This window comes from Streptomyces sp. NPDC058195, assembly GCF_042883525.1.
In the GTDB taxonomy this organism is placed as follows: domain Bacteria; phylum Actinomycetota; class Actinomycetes; order Streptomycetales; family Streptomycetaceae; genus Streptomyces.
This window is the reverse complement of the sequence record NZ_JBHVVM010000012.1, coordinates 20,163-37,348: the sequence shown is the minus strand read 5'-3', so window position 1 is coordinate 37,348 and position 17,186 is coordinate 20,163. Positions and strand designations below refer to the sequence as shown.

Below are 17,186 nucleotides of genomic sequence, written 5' to 3'. Positions count from 1 at the left end.
GTCCAAGTGGGCCCTGACCGGCCCGGGTGAAGTCCGTCAGGGCCGGGCGCGGGGACTCCGGTACGTCACCAGCGGACGGCCGTGAAGTCGACCGGCCGGGGCCGCAGCAGCGCCGCGCGTTCCGTGAGGGCGTGCAGCCGCCGGGACATCTCGTCGGCGTCCAGCCGTCGTCGGTCGCCGTGGCCGGGCAGTACCCATTCGAACCTCAGCTTCCCCGCCGTCCGGGCCAGGGAGGCCGCCTGCTCCTCGATGGAGTACCAGGTCACGGGGTCCACGACCTCCAGGTCCTGGGTCGTACGCGACCAGTGGAAGCTGTCGCCGCTGAAGCAGTACCGGTCGTCGGCGAGGTAGAGCACGCTGCCCTTCGTGTGGCCGGGCAGCGGATGGACGGTGACTCCCCCGCCGACCTCCACCGGGTCCAGCCCCCGGATCACCTGGTCCGCGTCCGGGGCCGCGTCCAGATCGCCCTCGTGGATCCAGAGCCTGGCCCCGTAGTGGTCGGCGTAGCGCCGCCCGTGCGCGGCATGGTCGCGGTGGGTCAGCAGTACGTCGGTGACGGGCCCCGCCACCGTCGCGTACCGGTCCGCGAGGCCGGAGCTCCAGCGCGGGGTGTCGATCATCATCGACGTACCGGAGGGCCGCCGGAGCAGGTACGCGTTGGCCCCGGCGGTGTGCGTGGAGTTGTGCCCGCAGATCAGCACGCCGTCGTCCAGCGCCATCGGGAACGGGTCGAGCACCGGGTCCAGCTTCCGCGACCCCGGCCGGATCGAGCGGGTGTGGCAGGCGAAGGCGGCGGCGTGTAAGCGCCGGGTCTCCTCCGGACTCTCCGGCTGGCGCAGCACCTCCGACCTGTGGTTCACCTCCTCGAACAGCTCGGGGGCGAACTGCCGGGCGACATCGCAGTTGGTGCAGCGGTCGTCCACGTACCAGTCATCCACAGCGGGGCTCCTCACCTGTCCGCGTATACGACCCGGGCCGGGCCTCCGGCTCCAGGCACAGCCAAGGCATAGCCCACGGACGGCCATGAGGGGAAGGGTGCACCGGGGCCCGGCGTGCCCTTGACGGTTCCTCGGCGAAGGCGGCGGAGGACTCGTTCCGCCGGTTCGTGAAGGGACGCGAGTCCACCACGTCCTGAACTCCGCGCCCCGCGTCATGCGCCCTGCGTCCTGCACGGACGCGACGTCACCGCCGTCCGGGACGCGCACCTCACAAGGGCGACCGGACCGGGTGCACGGCGGCCTCGCGGATGTCCCGCGGCCGCACCGGACTCGCGCCCCGGGCAGCCCGGCAGCCCGCACGGGTCTCCTCACACACCTGGCAGCGCTCAGGCGTACCGGGGAGGGCGAGAAAGGGGAACTCGTGCACGGCATCGACCGCGAACAGGCTGGCCAGGTTGTCCGCGGACTTGCCGGGCACCGCCTGCCGGAACCGGGACAGGACGTCACGAGGGCCGAGGCAGGCCGCACGCTTCTCCGGCGTGGTGGCGGAAATCCGTCAGCGCGGGGACGGCCGGGATCAGTGGAACGCCGGGCCGTCGGACGGTGCCAGGGTCCGCAGGACGTCGAACTCGTTGCCCTCGGGGTCGGCCATGACCACCCAGCTCCGGCCGGGCCCCTGCCCCACGTCCACCGTGGTGGCGCCGAGGGCGAGCAGTCTGGTCACCTCGGCGTCGGTGCTCCGGTCGATCGGGCTGACGTCGAGGTGGATCCGGTTCTTCGCCGCCTTGCCCTCGGGCACGTGGATGAACAGCAGGGTGGGCGGCATCTGCCGGGCCCGGACCTGCTCGACGGTGGGCTCCCAGGAACCGATCTCGACCTTGTCCTCACCCCGGTCGATCACCTCGAAGTCCAGGACCGCGCACCAGAAGGCCGCGAGCCGCTCCGGATCGCGGCAATCGACGACCAACTCCGTGAATCTACTGGCCACTTCTCCCCCAGGCAGTGCGGACGGCAGGCTCAGCCTACGAGGCCGGGCCGCCGTCCGCCCCGGCTTGTTCAGGCCCGGTGCGCCTTGGTCCAGCCCGGCGCGTCCTGCCCCAGCCCGATGCGGCTCGATCCGGAAGGCAGCCCTCCGGCAGTCAGCCGGTCCGGCCCGCGCACCGCGAACTCGCACCAGACCACCTTGCCCGGGTTCCGCTCCCCCACGCCCCACGTGTCGGCGAGCGTCGCGACCATGAGCAATCCGCGCCCGGACTCCGCGCCGGAATCCGCCCAGGCCCCGGGGAGCCGCACCTCCCCGTCCCCACTGTCGTGGACCTCCACACGCAGGACACCGTCGCCCGGGTCCAGGCTCAGCCGGAGCCGGAACCCCCGGCCGGGCGGCACCCCGTGCAGCAGGGCGTTGGTGGCCAGCTCACTTACGCAGAGCACCACATCGTCGGCACGCTTCTCGCACGCCCAGTCGCGCAGGGCATCACGTACGAACTTCCGTACGAGCGGGATGGCCCGGCGTTCCCGCCGGTGGAACACCTCGCGGAAGTGGGGGAGTTGGGTAATCTCGTTCACGCAGCCAACGTCACGCAATGTCACTGGTGATGAACAGTGCGTGGGGTCGTACATCTCATCTGTACGACCTCTGACGGGTCATCCGGGGTTCGGAACGGGGAGAGGCAGTCCATGCACACAGCGAAGAAACGCAAGAGCAAGCAGATCACCACATGGACGATGATCGGGAACTTGCTCGCGGAACACCGTGGTGACATGCGAATGACCCAGGCGGCCCTGGCCGAGCTGTGCCGGGTGAGTGTGGACACCATCGCGTCGATCGAGCAGGGCCGCAGGCCGCTCCAGCGCGACCTGGCCGTCCTGCTCGACAAGCACCTCCAGACGAAGAAGACGTTCCAGACCTTGGCGGAGGCGATGCCGAGCAAGGACCGGCTGCCCGCGTTCGTCCATGACTTCCTGGACTACGAGCGGGAGGCACTGACGCTGCTCTGGTACGAGAACCAGGTAGTGCCGGGGCTGATCCAGACCGAGGAGTACGCCCGCTTCCTCTTCTCCTGCCTCTTCCCTCCTCTGGACGAGGCCGAACAGGAGAGCTGGGTGACGGCACGCATGGACCGGCAGAAGCTCCTCGAACGCAAGCCGCGCCCCATGCTTCACTTTGTCCTGGAGGAGAGCACCCTACGCAGCCGACTCGGCGACCCTGCCATGATGCGGAGCCAGATCCGGCATCTGCGCCAGTGCATGGAACTCCCCTTCCTGGGTCTCCAGATCATGCCGATAGAGCTTCCGAAGCATGCCGCGCTCGACGGCCCGATGGTGCTGCTGGAGACCCCCGAGCACGACCACTTGGCCTACGTCGAGGGTCAGTTGACCAGCTACCTGCACGAGGACCCGGATCAGGTCAGTGTGCTTCAGCAGAAATATGGGATGCTGCGTTCGCAGGCGCTCTCCGTCGATGCGAGTGCCCGGCTACTGGACGAACTGCTTGGAGAGACATGACCCGCGCAGCACACCCGGCCTCCCCCTCCGCCACCCTTGCTTGGTTCAAGTCGAGCTACAGCGGCAGCCAGGGCGGTGCCTGCCTGGAGGTCGCCTACGACTGGCGCAAGTCCAGCTACAGCGGCAGCCAGGGAGGCGACTGCGTGGAGGTGGCCGCGCACCCCGCCGCCGTCCACATCCGCGACTCCAAGGTCACCGAAGGCCCCGTCCTGACCGTCCCGCCGACCGCCTGGACCGCCTTCCTGAGCGCCACGGTCTGAGAAGCCGTCGCCCTACCGGTCATGGAGTCTGCCGTCGAACGGGCGTCCCGATCGGGTGAGCGCGGGCACTGCCCGGCCTGAGAGCGGGGCCTGGCGGTATACGGGAAAATCCAGGGGAGTGGACGGGCGCGCGCTGCTACGGTCGGGCGCTATGAGCTGGCTCCCCGATGACTTCGCCCATCCCGTCCTGGTACCGCTGCCGGGCAGTGACCATCACCTGCGGCCGATCCGGGAGGCGGACACCCCGCTCGACTATCCGGCTGTGATGGGTTCGCGCGAGCGGCTGTGGAGCATTTTCGGCCCGGCCTGGGGCTGGCCCGCGGCCACCATGACCTACGAGGCCGACCAGGCCGACCTGTTGCGGCACGAGAAGGAGATCGCAGCACACCAGTCCTTCAACTACGCGTTGCTCGACGTGGCGGAGACAGCTCTGCTCGGCTGCGTCTACATCGACCCACCGGAGAGGGCCGGCGCGGACGGCGAGATCTCCTGGTGGGTGGTGGACGAGCTGGTGGGCAGCAAGGTCGAGCAGGCCCTCGACGAGCTGGTGCCGCAGTGGATCGCCGCCGACTGGCCGTTCGAGCAGCCGCGCTTCCTCGGCCGCGAGATCTCCTGGGCGGACTGGCTCGCCCTGCCGGAGCACGCCGACGCGTAAGTAGCTTCTGCCGTAACGCTCTGGGCAAGGGCTGTCCCGTAATCCCTTGCGGGCGTGCGGCGTCAGGGATTACGGGACAGCCTTTACTTGGCGCTCGCACGGCCGTCTCGCTCCGCGCCGTGCCGCGCCGCCCACCACCGCCCACCACCGCCTGCCGCCGTCCCTACGGCCGCCTGGTGGCCCATCCCCCGCGCGGAGCCTTACTCCCCCTGTGCGCCGATCGCGGCGACGACGGCACCCACCCGGGCCGTGGCACCCTCCCCACGCGCGACGAACACGAGCGTGCCGCCGACCGGCGCGGTGATCACGGCCGCTCCCCGCTCCCACACAAGGGTGAGCAGCGGCTCGTCGGCGGTGACCTGGTCGCCCTTCCTCTTGTGCCAGCGCACGATCCGCAGCCGCGTTTCCGGGCCCGGCAGCAAGAGGTGCCGGGGCAGGCTCACGAAGGCGTGGCCGGTCACGGACTTCCGCACGGTGGCCCGGACCTGCGGCACCTGCCGGGGCGCGGCCCGGTCCGGGAAGGGCACCGGTCGGGCTTCGGTCTTCGTGGCGGGGCCTGGTACGGGGGCGCGGCCGGGGGCTGGTTCTGGGGCCGGTGCGGACTTCGGTTCGGGCGGGGCCGCGCGCGGGACCGTCGCGTCGGCCCGGACCGTCCGTGCCGTCCGTATCTCCCGCTCGTCGATCAGCCCGGTCACCGCGTCCGGGAGGCGGAGCCCGTCCGGCCCGGCCAGCGCGGCGCAGCGGCCGAGGATCTCGTCCACGCCGGGCCGGTCGCCGGGCGCCTTGGCGAGGCCCGCCGCGACGACCGGGACGAGGTCGGCCGGTACTCCCGACAGGTCCGGCTCCTCGTGCACGACGCGGTACATCACGGCCTCCTTGCGGCCGCTGCCGAACGGGGCCTCTCCGGTGGCGGTGTAGGCCAGTACGGCCGCCAGACAGAAGACGTCGCTCGCCGGACCGGCTTCCTCGCCCCGGATCTGCTCGGGCGACATGTAGGCGGGGGTGCCGATCACACCGGACCTGGTGAGCTCGGACGTCTCGTCCAGGGCTCGGGCGATGCCGAAATCGATGACGCGCGGCCCGTCGTTGGCGAGGAGCACGTTTCCGGGCTTGAGGTCGCGGTGGACCACTCCGCACGCGTGGATGGCCTTCAGTCCTTCGGCCAGGCCCGCACCGAGCGCCGCGACCGCCTCCGCCGGGAAGGGGCCGTACTCGGCGACCGCCTCGCGGAGCGACGGGCCGGGGATGTAGGACGTGACCAGCCACGGCTGGTCGGCCCCGGTGTCCGCGTCGACGACCTGCGCGGTGTAGAAACCCCCGACACGGCGGGCGGCCGCCACCTCGCGGCTGAAGCGGCGGCGGAAGTGCACGTCCTCGGCGAGCGGGCGCCGTACGACCTTCACCGCGACGATCCGCCCGCCCGGCGAGCGCCCGAGGAACACTTCGCCCATTCCACCGGCTCCCAGTCGCGCCAGCAGCCGGTACGGGCCGACCGCGCGGGGGTCGGCGGGGAGCAGCTCTCTCATTCCGCAGATGCTCGCAGGTCTGGGTGAACCATCGGCACGGATCACCAACATCCGTGCGAACCAAGGGCGTTGCGGACGACGGGCCCGCGTCCGCTTCTCAGCGCTCCCGCGTGTACGTCACGACCCACGCGACGCTGAGAACGACGCCGAGACACCCCACGCCGAAGACACCGAGAGCCGTCCAGATCCCCTTCCCGTCCGCTACGGAGCGCACTCCGCCCGCCAGTCCCCCGACGGCCATGCAGAGGCCGAGGACGAAGCTCCGGGAACTCCGGGGGCTCAGCCGGTGCCGCGGGTCCGGACGGCGACGGTCCCGCGACGGCGGGCCTGCGGAGTGCTTCACCGGAATCCTTCTTCGCGCCGGAGGAAAACGACCATGCTAAAGGGCTGTCCCGTCGCGGTTCGCGAGGGCTGGCCGTCAGGTCTTCCGCTGGAGGACCGGGCGCTGCTGGAGGACCGGGCGCCGCTGGCCGAAGCACGTCCTCGCCCGCATGACGACCTGAAAGGTCCTCCGCGGCTGCCGCCTCGAAGGCGACGGCGTCCGCCATGCCATGCCCGGCATCGCCCGGCATCGCACGGATGCACCAGACGCCGCGCAGCCCGGCCTCCGGCCGGACGCCGGCCGTCCGAAGACGGGGCCCAGGCCCGCACATGCCCGCGGCGTCGCGGTGTCCGGTACCGCCTGGCCGCCGCCCGAATAGGGGGAGTCATGAAAAGTTCACCCGCTTGAGAGCGCTCTCAGCCCTATGTCTTGACGGCTGGAGCGGCCCTCACGAGAGTGGAGATTTCCCCCCACACCCCCAGGAGTCCCCGTGGTCTCACGCAGGCTTTTCCTGAAGGGCGGCGCCACCGCCGCCGCGACCGCTCTCACGTACCCGGCCTGGGCCAGTTCGCTGAGCCCGAGCGCGCACGCGGCTCCCGCGACCTGCGAACTCGCCCTGGCGAACCTGTCGTTGCCGGGCAAGGTCAACGCGTACGTCACCGGCCGCGAGCAGGGCTCCGGCCACTGGGTCCTGCTGCGGGCCGACGGCACCCCCTACCGCCCGGACTCCCCCTCCGCCCCGCAGACCCCGCTGCCCGTCGACTGCGCCATCCCGCTGAACGCGGCGGGCGCCGCTCCGGTGGTCCTCACCCTCCCGCAGATGTACGGCGCGCGCGTCTACTTCGTACGCGACGACACCCTCACGTTCTTCCTCAACCCGGGCCCCGAAGTCGTCGAACCGGCCTTCGCGACGCCCACCGACGCCAACTACGGGCGCACCTGGTCCTTCTGTGAATTCACGTTCAACCCACAGCAGTTGTACGCCAACATCAGTTACGTGGACCTGGTCACCGCGCTGCCGATCGGCCTGACCCTGGAGGGTGACGCGACGCACACCGTGGCCCCGCTCCCGGACGGCGCGGTCCAGCGCGTCGCGGACGGTCTCACCGCCCAGGCCGGCACCGACGGCCAGCCCTGGGACAAGCTGGTGATCCGGGGCGGGGACGGCGGCGTCCTGCGGGTGATCTCCCCGCAGAGCCTGATGGCGCCGTATTTCGACCGGCCGGACGAGATGCCGTTTCGGGACGCGTTCACCTCGTACATCGACCGGGTCTGGGACAAGTACCGCTCCACCGATCTGCGCATCGACCTCCAGGGCGGGCGCGGCGTCCGCACCGGCCGGGTGAACGGCGACGTCCTGGCCTTCGAGGGCGACCACACCTTCGCCAAGCCGACCTCCAAGGACGTCTTCACCTGCGACCACGGCCCGTTCACCAACAACCCGGCCGACTCCGACGACAAGAAGGCGCTCCTGGCCCGCCTCGCCTCCGGCTTCAACCGCTCCCTGATGCTCACCCACCCCGACCAGCCGAACGGCACCTCCCCCGCCGACTACTACCAGGACCCGGCCACCAACCACTGGTCCCGCGTCGTCCACGCCCACACCCCGATCGGCTACGCCTTCCCGTACGACGACGTCCGCCCCGACGGCCAGCCCGACGTGTCGGGCGCCGCCAACGACGGGAACCCGCGCCGGTTCACGGTGGCGGTCGGCGCCTGATCCGGTGGGCCAGGGCCCCGTTAGAGTCGCTGGATGACCGAGGACCTACGCATCTGCTTCATCGGCGACTCGTTCGTCCAGGGCATCGGCGATCCCGAGCACCGGGGGTGGGTCGGCCGGGTGCTGGAGGCCACCGGCAGGGACATCACGGCCTTCAACCTCGGTATCAGGCGCAACACCTCCGAGGATGTGCTGCGCCGCTGCTGGCGGGAGGTGCTGCCGCGGACCCTGTCCGGCGCCGACAACAGGCTCGTCGTCTCCTTCGGCAGCAACGACATGACCGAGGAGAACGGCACGGTGCGCGTCGGTGCGGCCCGCTGTCTGGAGAACCTGGCCTCGGTCCTGGACGAGGGCCGGTGCCGGGCCGTCACGCCGCTCGTGGTCGGCCCGCCACCGGTCGTCGGCGTGGGCGCCGGACATCTGACCCGTACGGCGGAGCTCGCCGACGCGATGGGGGCGCTCTGCCGGGAGCGGCACGTGCCGTTCGTCCCCACCACCCGGCTCCTGGCCGACGACCCCGTCTGGACGCGCGAGGCCCTGGCGGGCGACGGCGCCCACCCGGGTGGCGGCGGCTACCGGCGGCTGGCCGCTCTCGTCCTGGCTGGCCCGTGGCAGCGGTGGATCGCCCGGTCACCTTCCTGAACTGAACGGCCGGTGCGCGAGGGAGACGTATCCCGCTCCCCGCACGCGACCGCCGTCCGCAGCCGCGCGGGGCCGGGCCGGTGCGGTGCGGTGCGGTGCTCAGCTGATGATCCCGCCGTGCGCCCACCGCGGATCGTCGAGGTCCAGCCCGCCTCGCCCCGGGCCCCGAGTCCGTCCAGCACCGCCCGGTGCGGCCGACGCCACAGGCCGGTATCGGTCAGCACCGTGAAGCGGCGATGCGCGGTGACGGGCCGGGCGGCGGGCGGCGGGCGGCGGGCGGCGGGCGGCGGGCGGCAGATGCCACCAGGCACAGCCGCCGGACACAGCCGCCGGACAGCGCGTACACCACTGCCGTGAACACCACTGCCGTGAACACGGCCCGCTCGCCACACGGGGGGGCGGTCCCGCCACCGTGCGGACGAGCGGCGAACATCGGCGTCAACGGGGCGGCCAGCTGCCAGAGTTCATCAGGAACCAGACGCCCGGCGGACCGGCGTCCACGGCCGGCATCAGGCCGCACGACCCTCACACCACGTCAGACAACCTCTCATCCGTGACGGGTACGGCCGCTCTGGCGGCCTGCTCGATCTTCGCGCGGTAGGCCGCACGGGCTTCCTCGTCGATCTGCTCCTCGTGTTCGGCGCGCAGCCCGGTCCGGCCGTCGAGGCCCTCGCGCAGGATGTCGGCGTGCCCGGCGTGCCGGACGGACTCGCTGAGGACATGGACCATGACGGCGAACAGGTTCGTGTTGGGATACGGCTCCGGCCACCACGGCACGTGGCCGGGGGCGTCGAGGGGAAGCGCGTTGATCGTCGCGTCCGAGTGTTCCCACGTGCGCTGGTAGAACCCGATGATCTGATCGCTGGTCTCGTCCTCGGTCGCCCACAGATCGCCGCCGTCGTGGTCCTGCCACCGGGGCAGCGGTTCCGGGGAAGGGCGGCCGAAGACCTCGCCGAAGTACCTGGCCTCGACGCTGGCCACGTGTTTGACCAGGCCGAGGAGGTTGGTCCCGGTCGCGGTCAAAGGCCGGCGGGCGTCGTACGCGGACAAGCCGTCGAGTTTCCAGAGCAGTGCCTTGCGGTCCCTCCGCAGTCTCCCGTGCAGGTTGTCCTTGGCGAATTCGTCGATCATGCGGCATGAGCCTGCCATGGGCCGCTCGTGGTCTCAAGATCGCGCAGTGGTCCGCGACGACCGGCAGAACCGGGGCCCGGCCCTGGCCGCCGCCCCGGCACGGCGGGCCCCGGTCCGGTGAGGGGCTCCGGGTCAGCGGACCAGCTCGGCTGCCAGGAGGTCCATCAGGAGGCCGTCGTGCCAGGTGCCGTCGGCGGCGCGCTCGTACTGCCGCATGACGCCCACCGGGCGGAAGCCGGCCTTGGTGTAGCAGCGGATCGCCGCCGCGTTGTCGGCCGCCGGGTCGATCACCAGGCGGTGGTAGCCGTGGTCGTCGACGAGGTGGCGGGCCAGCGTCCGTACGACGTCGGTGCCGAGGCCCCGGCCGTGCACCGCGGGATCGAGGAAGAGGTCGATGCCCGCGTGCCGGTACTCGGCGTCCTCCTCCGCGTACCACTGGATCATGCCGGCGACCCGCCGTTCGTACTCGACGGCCAGGCAACGCGTATCCGGATCGCCGAGCCCGGCCAGCACCTCAGCCTCCAGGTCCTCCCCGCCCCGCCACCGGGCCCGCACCTCGGGTGTGGCCCGGATCGCGGCCAGAGCGGGAGCGTCCCCGCGTCCGGCGGGCCGGAGAACCACCTGTGCGCCGCGCAGCAGACCCACTCCCACAACCCCGCATTCCTTCTGTACCTGTCCAGTGGACCGGACCGTTCCCCTGCCGGAGGGACGAGGCCGGGCGCATCGCCGGGAGGACCGGGCCGGACCGGCGGAGCCAGCGGACGAGAGCGCCCCGCCCCGGAGTCCCGCGGTCGCGCCCTCCCGGGCCGCTGGGACGCCGGAGCGAAGGGTGCCGGGGGCCGACCTGCCCCGGCCACGCGGTTCGCCCCTCGCGTGTCAGCGGGAGCAGATCACACTGACGAGCGTGAACGACGCGTAGAACGGCCCCTGGGACAGCCCGGCGAACCAGCGGTGCCCGCGGTCGCGGTCGACGTGGCCCGCGTCGATGGCCTTCTGCATGGTGCGGCCCAGGCCCAGGGTGTGATCCGCGTCGTGGACATCCCGGAAGACCGGTGTGGTGGCGAGCACCTCTTCGACGCGGAAGCCCGCCTGTCCGGCGAGGCGGGCGAGGCTGCGGCCGATGGTCGCGTGGCGCACGGCCTCGGCCGTGGTGTAACGGGTGAAGGCGCGGCTCGTCTCAAGGTCCTCGGCGTCGACGATCAGCGTGTCCCAGTCGGGTTCGGCGAGGCCGATGCGGGCGCCCGGACGGGTCGCCCGGTACATCTGGGCGAGGACACCGGCCGGATCGGCGACGTGCATCAGGACCCGGTCGGCCTTGGCCCGGTCCACCGTGCCCGGCTCGACGGGCAGGGCGTGCGCGTCGCCCTCGCGGATCTCCACCCGGCGCAGGTCCTCCGTACGCGCACGGGCCAGCGCGAGCATGCCCGGGTCACGGTCCACGCCGATGACCGTGCCGCCGTCGCCGACGCGTTCGGCCAGCGTCGGCAGATCCGTACCCGGGCCGCATCCCACGTCCAGGACGGTCTGGCCCGCGCGGATGTCCAGCAGGTCCAGCGTCTGCCGTTTGTACGCACGGCCCGTATCACTGGCGGCGGCGCGCAGCATGTAGGAGGCCTGGTCGGGTGGGGGCGTGCCCAGGGTCGATGACATGGGGGCAGTCAAACACCTGGGCCCGGCGTCCGTCGTGCGTTTCCCGTTCCGCGCGGGGGACGCCCGCGGATGCTCCGCCCGTGTCCGGGGCGGGCGCTGAGGAACGGCGGAACGCAAGGAGGGAGGTCAGCGGGCGCGGAGTGCCCCTCGCAGCCGCCGCGGACCTCGCGGCGCTGACGGCCGGTCCCTGGCGGCCTCCGCCTCCGCCCGCGGGCCGTCCCGGGCGCATGTCCAGCCGGCCCGGCTCGCGCCCCGCCGCGTCCCCGCGGCGCGGCAGCGCTCCGGTGACCCCGCCCTCGCGGGCGGATGCCCCCGCTCCGGGCGGGCCGGGACGGGGGCATCCGGGGCCGGTGCGCGCGGTACGGGGGTCAGCAGCCGCCGCAGTTGTAGTACGTCACGTCCCAGTGGTTGCCCTCGTCGGCGTAGATGTTGCCGGAGCCCGCCTTGTACTGGGGGGCGCCGTCGCCGCGGAGGCCGATGTAGGTGAACGTGTTGTGGATGTAGTTGGTGAGGCAGGTCGACTTGCCGAAGTCGAGCTTGTAGCCGTTCCAGTGGGAGTACGTGCCGCTGGCGTGGCCGGTCTCGGTGCCGCCGGTGATGTTCAGCGCGCAGCCCGTGGCGCTCTTGAGGGTCTGGGCGCCCTGGGCGGTCGGCAGGTTGAGCTGGTCGAAGGACGTGCAGGTGGAGACGTTGCGGTTGGAGCAGCCACCGGAGGACGACCAGGTGATGCCGGAGGGGCTGAAGCGGGCGGTGGCCTGGGCGTGGGTGAGCTTGGTGACGGCGTGGGCCTGGGGGGCGGCGCCGCCGATCACACCGAAGCCCGGCGCGAAGAGCACACCGAGCACCAGGGCGAGTGCGGTCAGGACGGGGCGCAGTCTCATTGCGGACGACATGGGGGGAATCCTCCTGCTCATGACAAGTAAGGGCAGGGAGATACTGCCCGAGTTCTACGCGCGTCCGCCAGAGGGGGACGGCATCAACAGGGGGCAATTGGCGGCACGTTCGGCCGCCGTTCACGCCCCCTGCGGCATTCCCGGGTGATCGCCGGACCCCCACTCCGGCGACTCTGTTGAAACTTGAACTAGATTCCGGTACAGTCAATCTCGTTGAAGGTTAAACAACAACCGCGACGGTCACGACCGTCGCATCCCGTCACATCACGTCCCCCGAGGAGGAGCCATGGCTCTGTTCAACCGCAAGAACGACAAGACCCCCGCCGTCCCCGCCGCCGTGGACCCGGCCCTGGCCGCCCTCACCGGTGACTACACGATCGACCCGGCCCACAGCAGCATCGGCTTCACCGTGCGCCACGCCATGGTGACCAACGTGCGCGGCTCCTTCGGCGAGCACGAGGGCAGCCTCAAGCTCGACGGTTCCGACCCGGCGAACTCCACCGCGTCCATCGACGTCAAGATCGCCAGCGTCGACACCGGCATCGCCGACCGCGACGGCCACCTGGTCAGCGGCGACTTCTTCGACGCCGAGAAGTTCCCGCTCATGACGTTCCGCTCGACCCGCGCCGAGCAGCTCGGCGGCGACCAGTACCGCGTCACGGGTGACCTGACGATCAAGGACGTCACGCGTCCGCTCTCCATCGACCTGGAGTTCAACGGCTCCGCCACCGACGTCTACGGCAACGAGCGCGTCGGCTTCGAGGGCAGCGCGAACATCCTGCGCTCCGAGTGGGGCCTGACCTGGAACGCGGCGCTGGAGACCGGCGGCGTGATGGTCAGCGACAAGGTCAAGCTGAACTTCGACATCTCCGCGATCAAGGCCGCCGCGCCCCAGGCCTGACGCCGCTCCCCCGCCGGATCCCCCGTCGGCCCGCTCCCGTCGGCTCCCCGCCGGGCCGGGGCCGTCCCGGACCGGCACGTACCCCCTCACCGCGCGGTCACCGGCCGCCGGGCCCCGCTCAGGCCCGGCGAGCGGCGACCGCGCGGCGTACGTCGTCGTCGATCAGGTCCGCGTTCAGCGCCGCGGCGGCCTGCATTCCGGCTGCCGCGGCCACGATGACCTGGGCCTTCGGGTCAGCGGCGTTTCCGGCCACCCGGACGCGGGGCACCTGCGTGGACCCGGCCGGACCGGTGGCGAAGCAGCTCCCCGCCGACGCGCCGCCCGCCGTCACCGCGGTCACGGACAGGCCGAGACCGGCGAGCGCCTCCGCACGGGCGACGGACCGCGGCTGCACCACGACCGCCCCGCACGGCACCACCCGGCCGCCGCTCAGCCGCACCCCGGTGAGCCGGTCGTCCGCCACCTCCAGGCCGGTCACCTCACCGTCGACCACGGCGATGCCGCGCGCCGCCAGCTGTTCGTACTCCTCCTCGGCGGGCTCCGGCCCGGTGTGACCGAAGAGCGTGACGTCCTCGGCCCACTGCCGCCACATCAGCGCCTGGTGCACGGCCAGCGGGCCGGTGGACAGGACGCCGACCGGGCGGGAACGGACCTCCCAGCCGTGACAGTACGGACAGTGCAGCACCTCGCGCCCCCAGCGCTCGGCCACGCCCGGCACCCCGGGCACCTCGTCGACCAGGCCGGTGGCCACCAGGAGGGCGCGGGCCACGACGGCCGTCCCGTCCTCGCATACGACGCGGAAGTCCTCGTCGCCGGGCAGCCGTTCCGCCGCGGCCACGGCGCTCTCGACGACCTCGCCCCCGTACCGGGCCACCTCCTCGCGGCCGGTGGACACCAGCCGTGCGGGCGGGAGCCCGTCGTGCCCCAGGTATCCGTGCATGTGCGCGGCCGGGGCGTTGCGCGGCTGTCCCGCGTCGAGCACCAGCACCGAACGGCGCGCCCTGGCCAGGGTCACCGCCCCGCTCAGCCCGGCGGCACCGCCGCCGATCACCACCACGTCGTAGCGCCGGTCCGTGCCGCCGCGTGCGGTCGTTCCGCTCATCAGGAGCTCCTCCCTCTCGCCTTCGTCAGGGAGCGTCCACGAGGCGGTGCACTTTCGGCAAGAATGATTGCCGTATCGGCAAACGGCAGAGCTACGGCGTGGTCCCCTCCGTCTCGCCGACCGTCTGCTCCGACCAGATGACCTTGCCCGTGTCCGTGTAGCGGGTGCCCCAGCGTTCGGCGAACTGGGCGACCAGGAACAGGCCCCGGCCGCCTTCGTCGGTGCTCGCCGCGTACCGCAGGTGCGGGGCGGTGCTGCTGCTGTCGGACACCTCGCAGATGAGGTTGCGGTCGTAGAGCAGGCGTACGGCGATGGGCGCGGTGCCGTAACGGACCGCGTTGGTGACCAGTTCGCTGAGGATCAGCTCGGTGGCGAAGGCCTCTTCCTCCAGTCCCCGGTCGGTGAGCCACTGGGAGACGTTCTTGCGGACCCCGGCGACGGCCGCCGGGTCGGTGGCCACGGGCCACTGCGCCACCTGCCCGGGGTCGAGGGTGCGGGTGCGGGCCACGAGCAGCGCGACATCGTCGTCCGGCCGGTCACCGAGCAGGGCGTCGAGCACGTCGTCGCAGGTCTCCTCCGGCGTCCGGTCGCGCCCGGCGAGCGCCTCGCGCAACCGGTCGAGGCCGACGTCGATGTCCCGGCCGCGCCGCTCGACGAGTCCGTCCGTGTACAGCACGAGACGGCTCCCCTCGGGTACGTGGAACTCGGCGGCCTCGAAGGGCATGCCGCCGATGCCGAGCGGAAGCCCGGCGGGGACCTCGGGAAACTCGACGGTGCCGTCGGGCAGGACCAGCGCGGGGCCAGGATGACCGGCGCGGGCCACCGTGCAGTTGCCGTTGACCGCGTCGTAGATCGCGTAGAGGCAGGTGGCCCCGGCGATCTCGGCGTCGCCCTCCGCGATCTCGTCCCGGTCGATCCGGGCAACCAGCTCGTCCAGGTGCCAGAGCAGTTCGTCGGGTGCCGGGTCCAGCGAGGAGAAGTTGTGGACGCTGGTGCGCAGCCGCCCCATGGTGGCCGCGGCGTGCAGCCCGTGCCCGACCACGTCGCCGACGACCAGGGCCACCCGGGCGCCGGAGAGCGGGATCACGTCGAACCAGTCGCCTCCGACGCCCTCGTAGGCGGGCAGATAGCGGTAGGCGACGTCCAGGGCGCTCTGCTCGGGCAGTCCGCGGGGCAGCAGACTGCGCTGGAGCGTCACGGCGAGGGCGTGCTCCCGGGTGTAGCGGCGGGCGTTGTCCACCCCCACGGCGGCGCGGGCGACCAGCTCCTCGGCGAAGGACACGTCGGCGTCGTCGAAGGGCCGCGAATCGCCCGTGCGCCAGAAGTTGACCATGCCCAGGACGGTGCCGCGCGCGTGCAGCGGCACCGACAGCATCGAGTGGAAGCCGTGGGCCTTGATCCGTTCGGCCACGTCGGAGTCCCAGTTCCGCAGGCCCAGCCGGGTGAACTCCTCCGCCAGGTCGGCGTCCTCGCGGTGGGCGCGCATGGCGCGGGTCCGGGCGGGAACGAAGCCCACGACGCGGCCGACCGGGTACAGCGGGTGCTCGTCGGTGACGGACGCGACGACGGTGCGGCGCATCTCCAGGGTGGCGCCCTGCGGGGTGACCGGTTCGTCGCCCCGGCGCACGGGATCGGCGATGTCGACGGTGGTGGCGTCGGCGAATCCGGGGGTCGCCACGTCCGCCAGCTCCTGGGCGGTGCGGGTGACGTCGAGCGTGGTGCCGATGCGGGATCCGGCCTCGTACAGGAGCAGCAGCCGTTCGGTGGCGAGTTCGGCCTGTCCGGTGACCGCGCGGAGTTCGGTGGTGTCGCGCAGGGTCACCACCGTGCCGGGCGGACCGCCCTGGGCGTCGGTCGGGCGGAGGTTGACGGCCAGCAGCCGGTTCCCGGCCCGCAGCACCTCGTCGGTGACGGTGCGGCCGGAGACGAGGAGCTTCGCGGCCTCCGGGGCCAGCCCGAGCGTCGCCACCGGTCTGCCCTCGGCGTCCGGGGGCAGGTCGAGCAGGCGGCGGGCCTCGTCGTTGGCCAGGGTCAGCCGCCGGTCGGCGTCGACGATGAGGACGCCCTCGCGGACCGCGTGCAGGACCGCGTCGTGGTGTTCGTACATCCGGGTCATCTCGGCGGGGCCGAGGTTGTGGGTCTGCCGTCGCAGGCGGCGGCTGAGAAGTGCCGCGCCGCCCGTGGTGAGCGCGAGGGCCACCGCCGCGGCGGCGGCGGCCAGCAACAGGGAGCGGTCCGCCAGGCTGTTCACCGACTCGACGGTGATGCCCACGGACACCAGCCCGGCGACCGAGCCGTCGATCCGGCGCACCGGCACGAGCGTGCTGACCGCGGGGCCGCCGCTCACGACGACGGTACGGGTGTAGCCGGACCCGGTCAGGGCGTCCGGAGGGAGGCCCTCGATCCGCTGCCCGATCATCGCCGGATCGGGGTGGGTGTAGCGCACGCCCTCGGGACTCGCCACCACGACGTACGCCACCTCGGTCTGGCGGCGGACCTGCTCGGCGCGGGGCTGGAGCTGCGCGGTGGGGTGCGCGCTGTCCAGGGCCTGCACCATGCCGGGTGAGTGGGCGAAGGCGGAGGCGACACTCAGGGTGCGCTGCCGGGCGTCGGACATGCTGGCGCGGCGGCCCTGCACGACCAGCGCGACCGCGCCCGCCGCGACGAGCAGCAGCACGAGTCCGAGGACGCAGCAGAAGACCTGGCCCGCCAGGGTGCGCACGCTGAACAGGGAGCGCAGGCCGCCGCCCGGGGACCGGGTCGCCGTGTCCCGGGCGGTCGGCGCGGGGGAGGCCCCCGGGCGTCCTTCATCGTGCCGACGTGATCGCCGGACGGAGCGTCGCAGCTTCGCCCGGAATCGGCCGATATCAGCCATATGTTCAGGTCTAGCATGAATCGCGGCTGCCCGAGAGGCCGTGCCGCGCCGAACGGCTCCGGTCAC

The 17,186-nt window shown here is 72.3% G+C and carries 16 protein-coding genes; 6 read left to right on the top strand and 10 right to left on the bottom strand.

What is annotated here, in order from left to right:
• Window positions 1-65: 65 nt before the first annotated feature.
• The 3 genes from ACFVWY_RS16955 to ACFVWY_RS16945 form a co-directional block, all read right to left on the bottom strand.
• Window positions 66-938 (bottom strand): 4Fe-4S domain-containing protein, encoded by an 873-nt coding sequence (locus ACFVWY_RS16955; protein WP_389872549.1) that lies wholly within the window; start codon window positions 936-938, stop codon window positions 66-68.
• 577 nt (window positions 939-1,515) lie between these two features.
• Complete coding sequence (locus ACFVWY_RS16950; protein ID WP_389872547.1) at window positions 1,516-1,926, bottom strand: VOC family protein; 411 nt, start codon at window positions 1,924-1,926, stop codon at window positions 1,516-1,518.
• A gap of 68 nt (window positions 1,927-1,994) precedes the next feature.
• Window positions 1,995-2,504, bottom strand: coding sequence for an ATP-binding protein (locus ACFVWY_RS16945; protein ID WP_389872545.1), 510 nt, complete (start codon window positions 2,502-2,504; stop codon window positions 1,995-1,997).
• Between the two features lie 111 nt (window positions 2,505-2,615).
• Here ACFVWY_RS16945 and ACFVWY_RS16940 point away from each other — a divergent pair, with 111 nt between their 5' ends.
• From ACFVWY_RS16940 to ACFVWY_RS16930, 3 genes are all read left to right on the top strand, one after another.
• Window positions 2,616-3,443: a Scr1 family TA system antitoxin-like transcriptional regulator gene (locus ACFVWY_RS16940; protein WP_389872543.1), complete on the top strand. Its 828-nt coding sequence runs from the start codon at window positions 2,616-2,618 to the stop codon at window positions 3,441-3,443.
• A complete protein-coding gene (locus ACFVWY_RS16935; RefSeq protein ID WP_389872540.1) occupies window positions 3,440-3,703 on the top strand; it encodes a DUF397 domain-containing protein in 264 nt (87 codons plus the stop codon). Before ACFVWY_RS16940 ends, ACFVWY_RS16935 begins: the two co-directional genes overlap by 4 nt.
• Before the next feature lie 151 nt (window positions 3,704-3,854).
• Entirely contained in the window at window positions 3,855-4,358 is a 504-nt protein-coding gene (locus tag ACFVWY_RS16930) for an N-acetyltransferase (protein ID WP_389872538.1), read from the top strand.
• A 200-nt stretch (window positions 4,359-4,558) separates the two neighbouring features.
• On the opposite strand, the gene ACFVWY_RS16925 is transcribed toward ACFVWY_RS16930, so the two are convergent.
• Window positions 4,559-5,884 carry a protein kinase gene (locus ACFVWY_RS16925; RefSeq protein WP_389872535.1) on the bottom strand — a complete coding sequence of 442 codons (1,326 nt, stop codon included), beginning with the start codon at window positions 5,882-5,884 and terminating at the stop codon, window positions 4,559-4,561.
• 812 nt (window positions 5,885-6,696) lie between these two features.
• Here ACFVWY_RS16925 and ACFVWY_RS16920 point away from each other — a divergent pair.
• Both ACFVWY_RS16920 and ACFVWY_RS16915 read left to right on the top strand, forming a co-directional pair.
• Complete coding sequence (locus ACFVWY_RS16920) at window positions 6,697-7,926, top strand: glycoside hydrolase family 64 protein (RefSeq protein ID WP_389872532.1); 1,230 nt, start codon at window positions 6,697-6,699, stop codon at window positions 7,924-7,926.
• Between the two features lie 33 nt (window positions 7,927-7,959).
• Window positions 7,960-8,568 (top strand): GDSL-type esterase/lipase family protein, encoded by a 609-nt coding sequence (locus ACFVWY_RS16915; RefSeq protein ID WP_389872530.1) that lies wholly within the window; start codon window positions 7,960-7,962, stop codon window positions 8,566-8,568.
• A gap of 525 nt (window positions 8,569-9,093) precedes the next feature.
• Here ACFVWY_RS16915 and ACFVWY_RS16910 read toward each other — a convergent pair.
• The 4 genes from ACFVWY_RS16910 to ACFVWY_RS16895 form a co-directional block, all read right to left on the bottom strand.
• Entirely contained in the window at window positions 9,094-9,699 is a 606-nt protein-coding gene (locus ACFVWY_RS16910) for a DinB family protein (protein ID WP_389872527.1), read from the bottom strand.
• A 132-nt stretch (window positions 9,700-9,831) separates the two neighbouring features.
• The gene (locus ACFVWY_RS16905; RefSeq protein WP_389872891.1) at window positions 9,832-10,338 is read right to left on the bottom strand and encodes a GNAT family N-acetyltransferase; all 507 of its coding nucleotides are present in this window, start codon (window positions 10,336-10,338) and stop codon (window positions 9,832-9,834) included.
• A 237-nt stretch (window positions 10,339-10,575) separates the two neighbouring features.
• Window positions 10,576-11,349: a methyltransferase domain-containing protein gene (locus tag ACFVWY_RS16900; protein WP_389872524.1), complete on the bottom strand. Its 774-nt coding sequence runs from the start codon at window positions 11,347-11,349 to the stop codon at window positions 10,576-10,578.
• A gap of 368 nt (window positions 11,350-11,717) precedes the next feature.
• Window positions 11,718-12,242, bottom strand: a complete 525-nt coding sequence (locus tag ACFVWY_RS16895; RefSeq protein WP_389872522.1) for a hypothetical protein — start codon at window positions 12,240-12,242, stop codon at window positions 11,718-11,720.
• Between the two features lie 286 nt (window positions 12,243-12,528).
• Here ACFVWY_RS16895 and ACFVWY_RS16890 point away from each other — a divergent pair, with 286 nt between their 5' ends.
• Window positions 12,529-13,143: a YceI family protein gene (locus ACFVWY_RS16890; RefSeq protein WP_389872521.1), complete on the top strand. Its 615-nt coding sequence runs from the start codon at window positions 12,529-12,531 to the stop codon at window positions 13,141-13,143.
• Window positions 13,144-13,261: 118 nt separating this feature from the next.
• Here the strand turns inward: ACFVWY_RS16890 and ACFVWY_RS16885 are convergent, their stop codons facing one another.
• Together ACFVWY_RS16885 and ACFVWY_RS16880 are read right to left on the bottom strand one after the other, a co-directional pair.
• The gene (locus tag ACFVWY_RS16885) at window positions 13,262-14,245 is read right to left on the bottom strand and encodes an NAD(P)/FAD-dependent oxidoreductase (RefSeq protein ID WP_389872519.1); all 984 of its coding nucleotides are present in this window, start codon (window positions 14,243-14,245) and stop codon (window positions 13,262-13,264) included.
• Window positions 14,246-14,336: 91 nt separating this feature from the next.
• A complete protein-coding gene (locus ACFVWY_RS16880) occupies window positions 14,337-16,958 on the bottom strand; it encodes a SpoIIE family protein phosphatase (RefSeq protein ID WP_389872888.1) in 2,622 nt (873 codons plus the stop codon).
• Window positions 16,959-17,186: the final 228 nt, after the last annotated feature.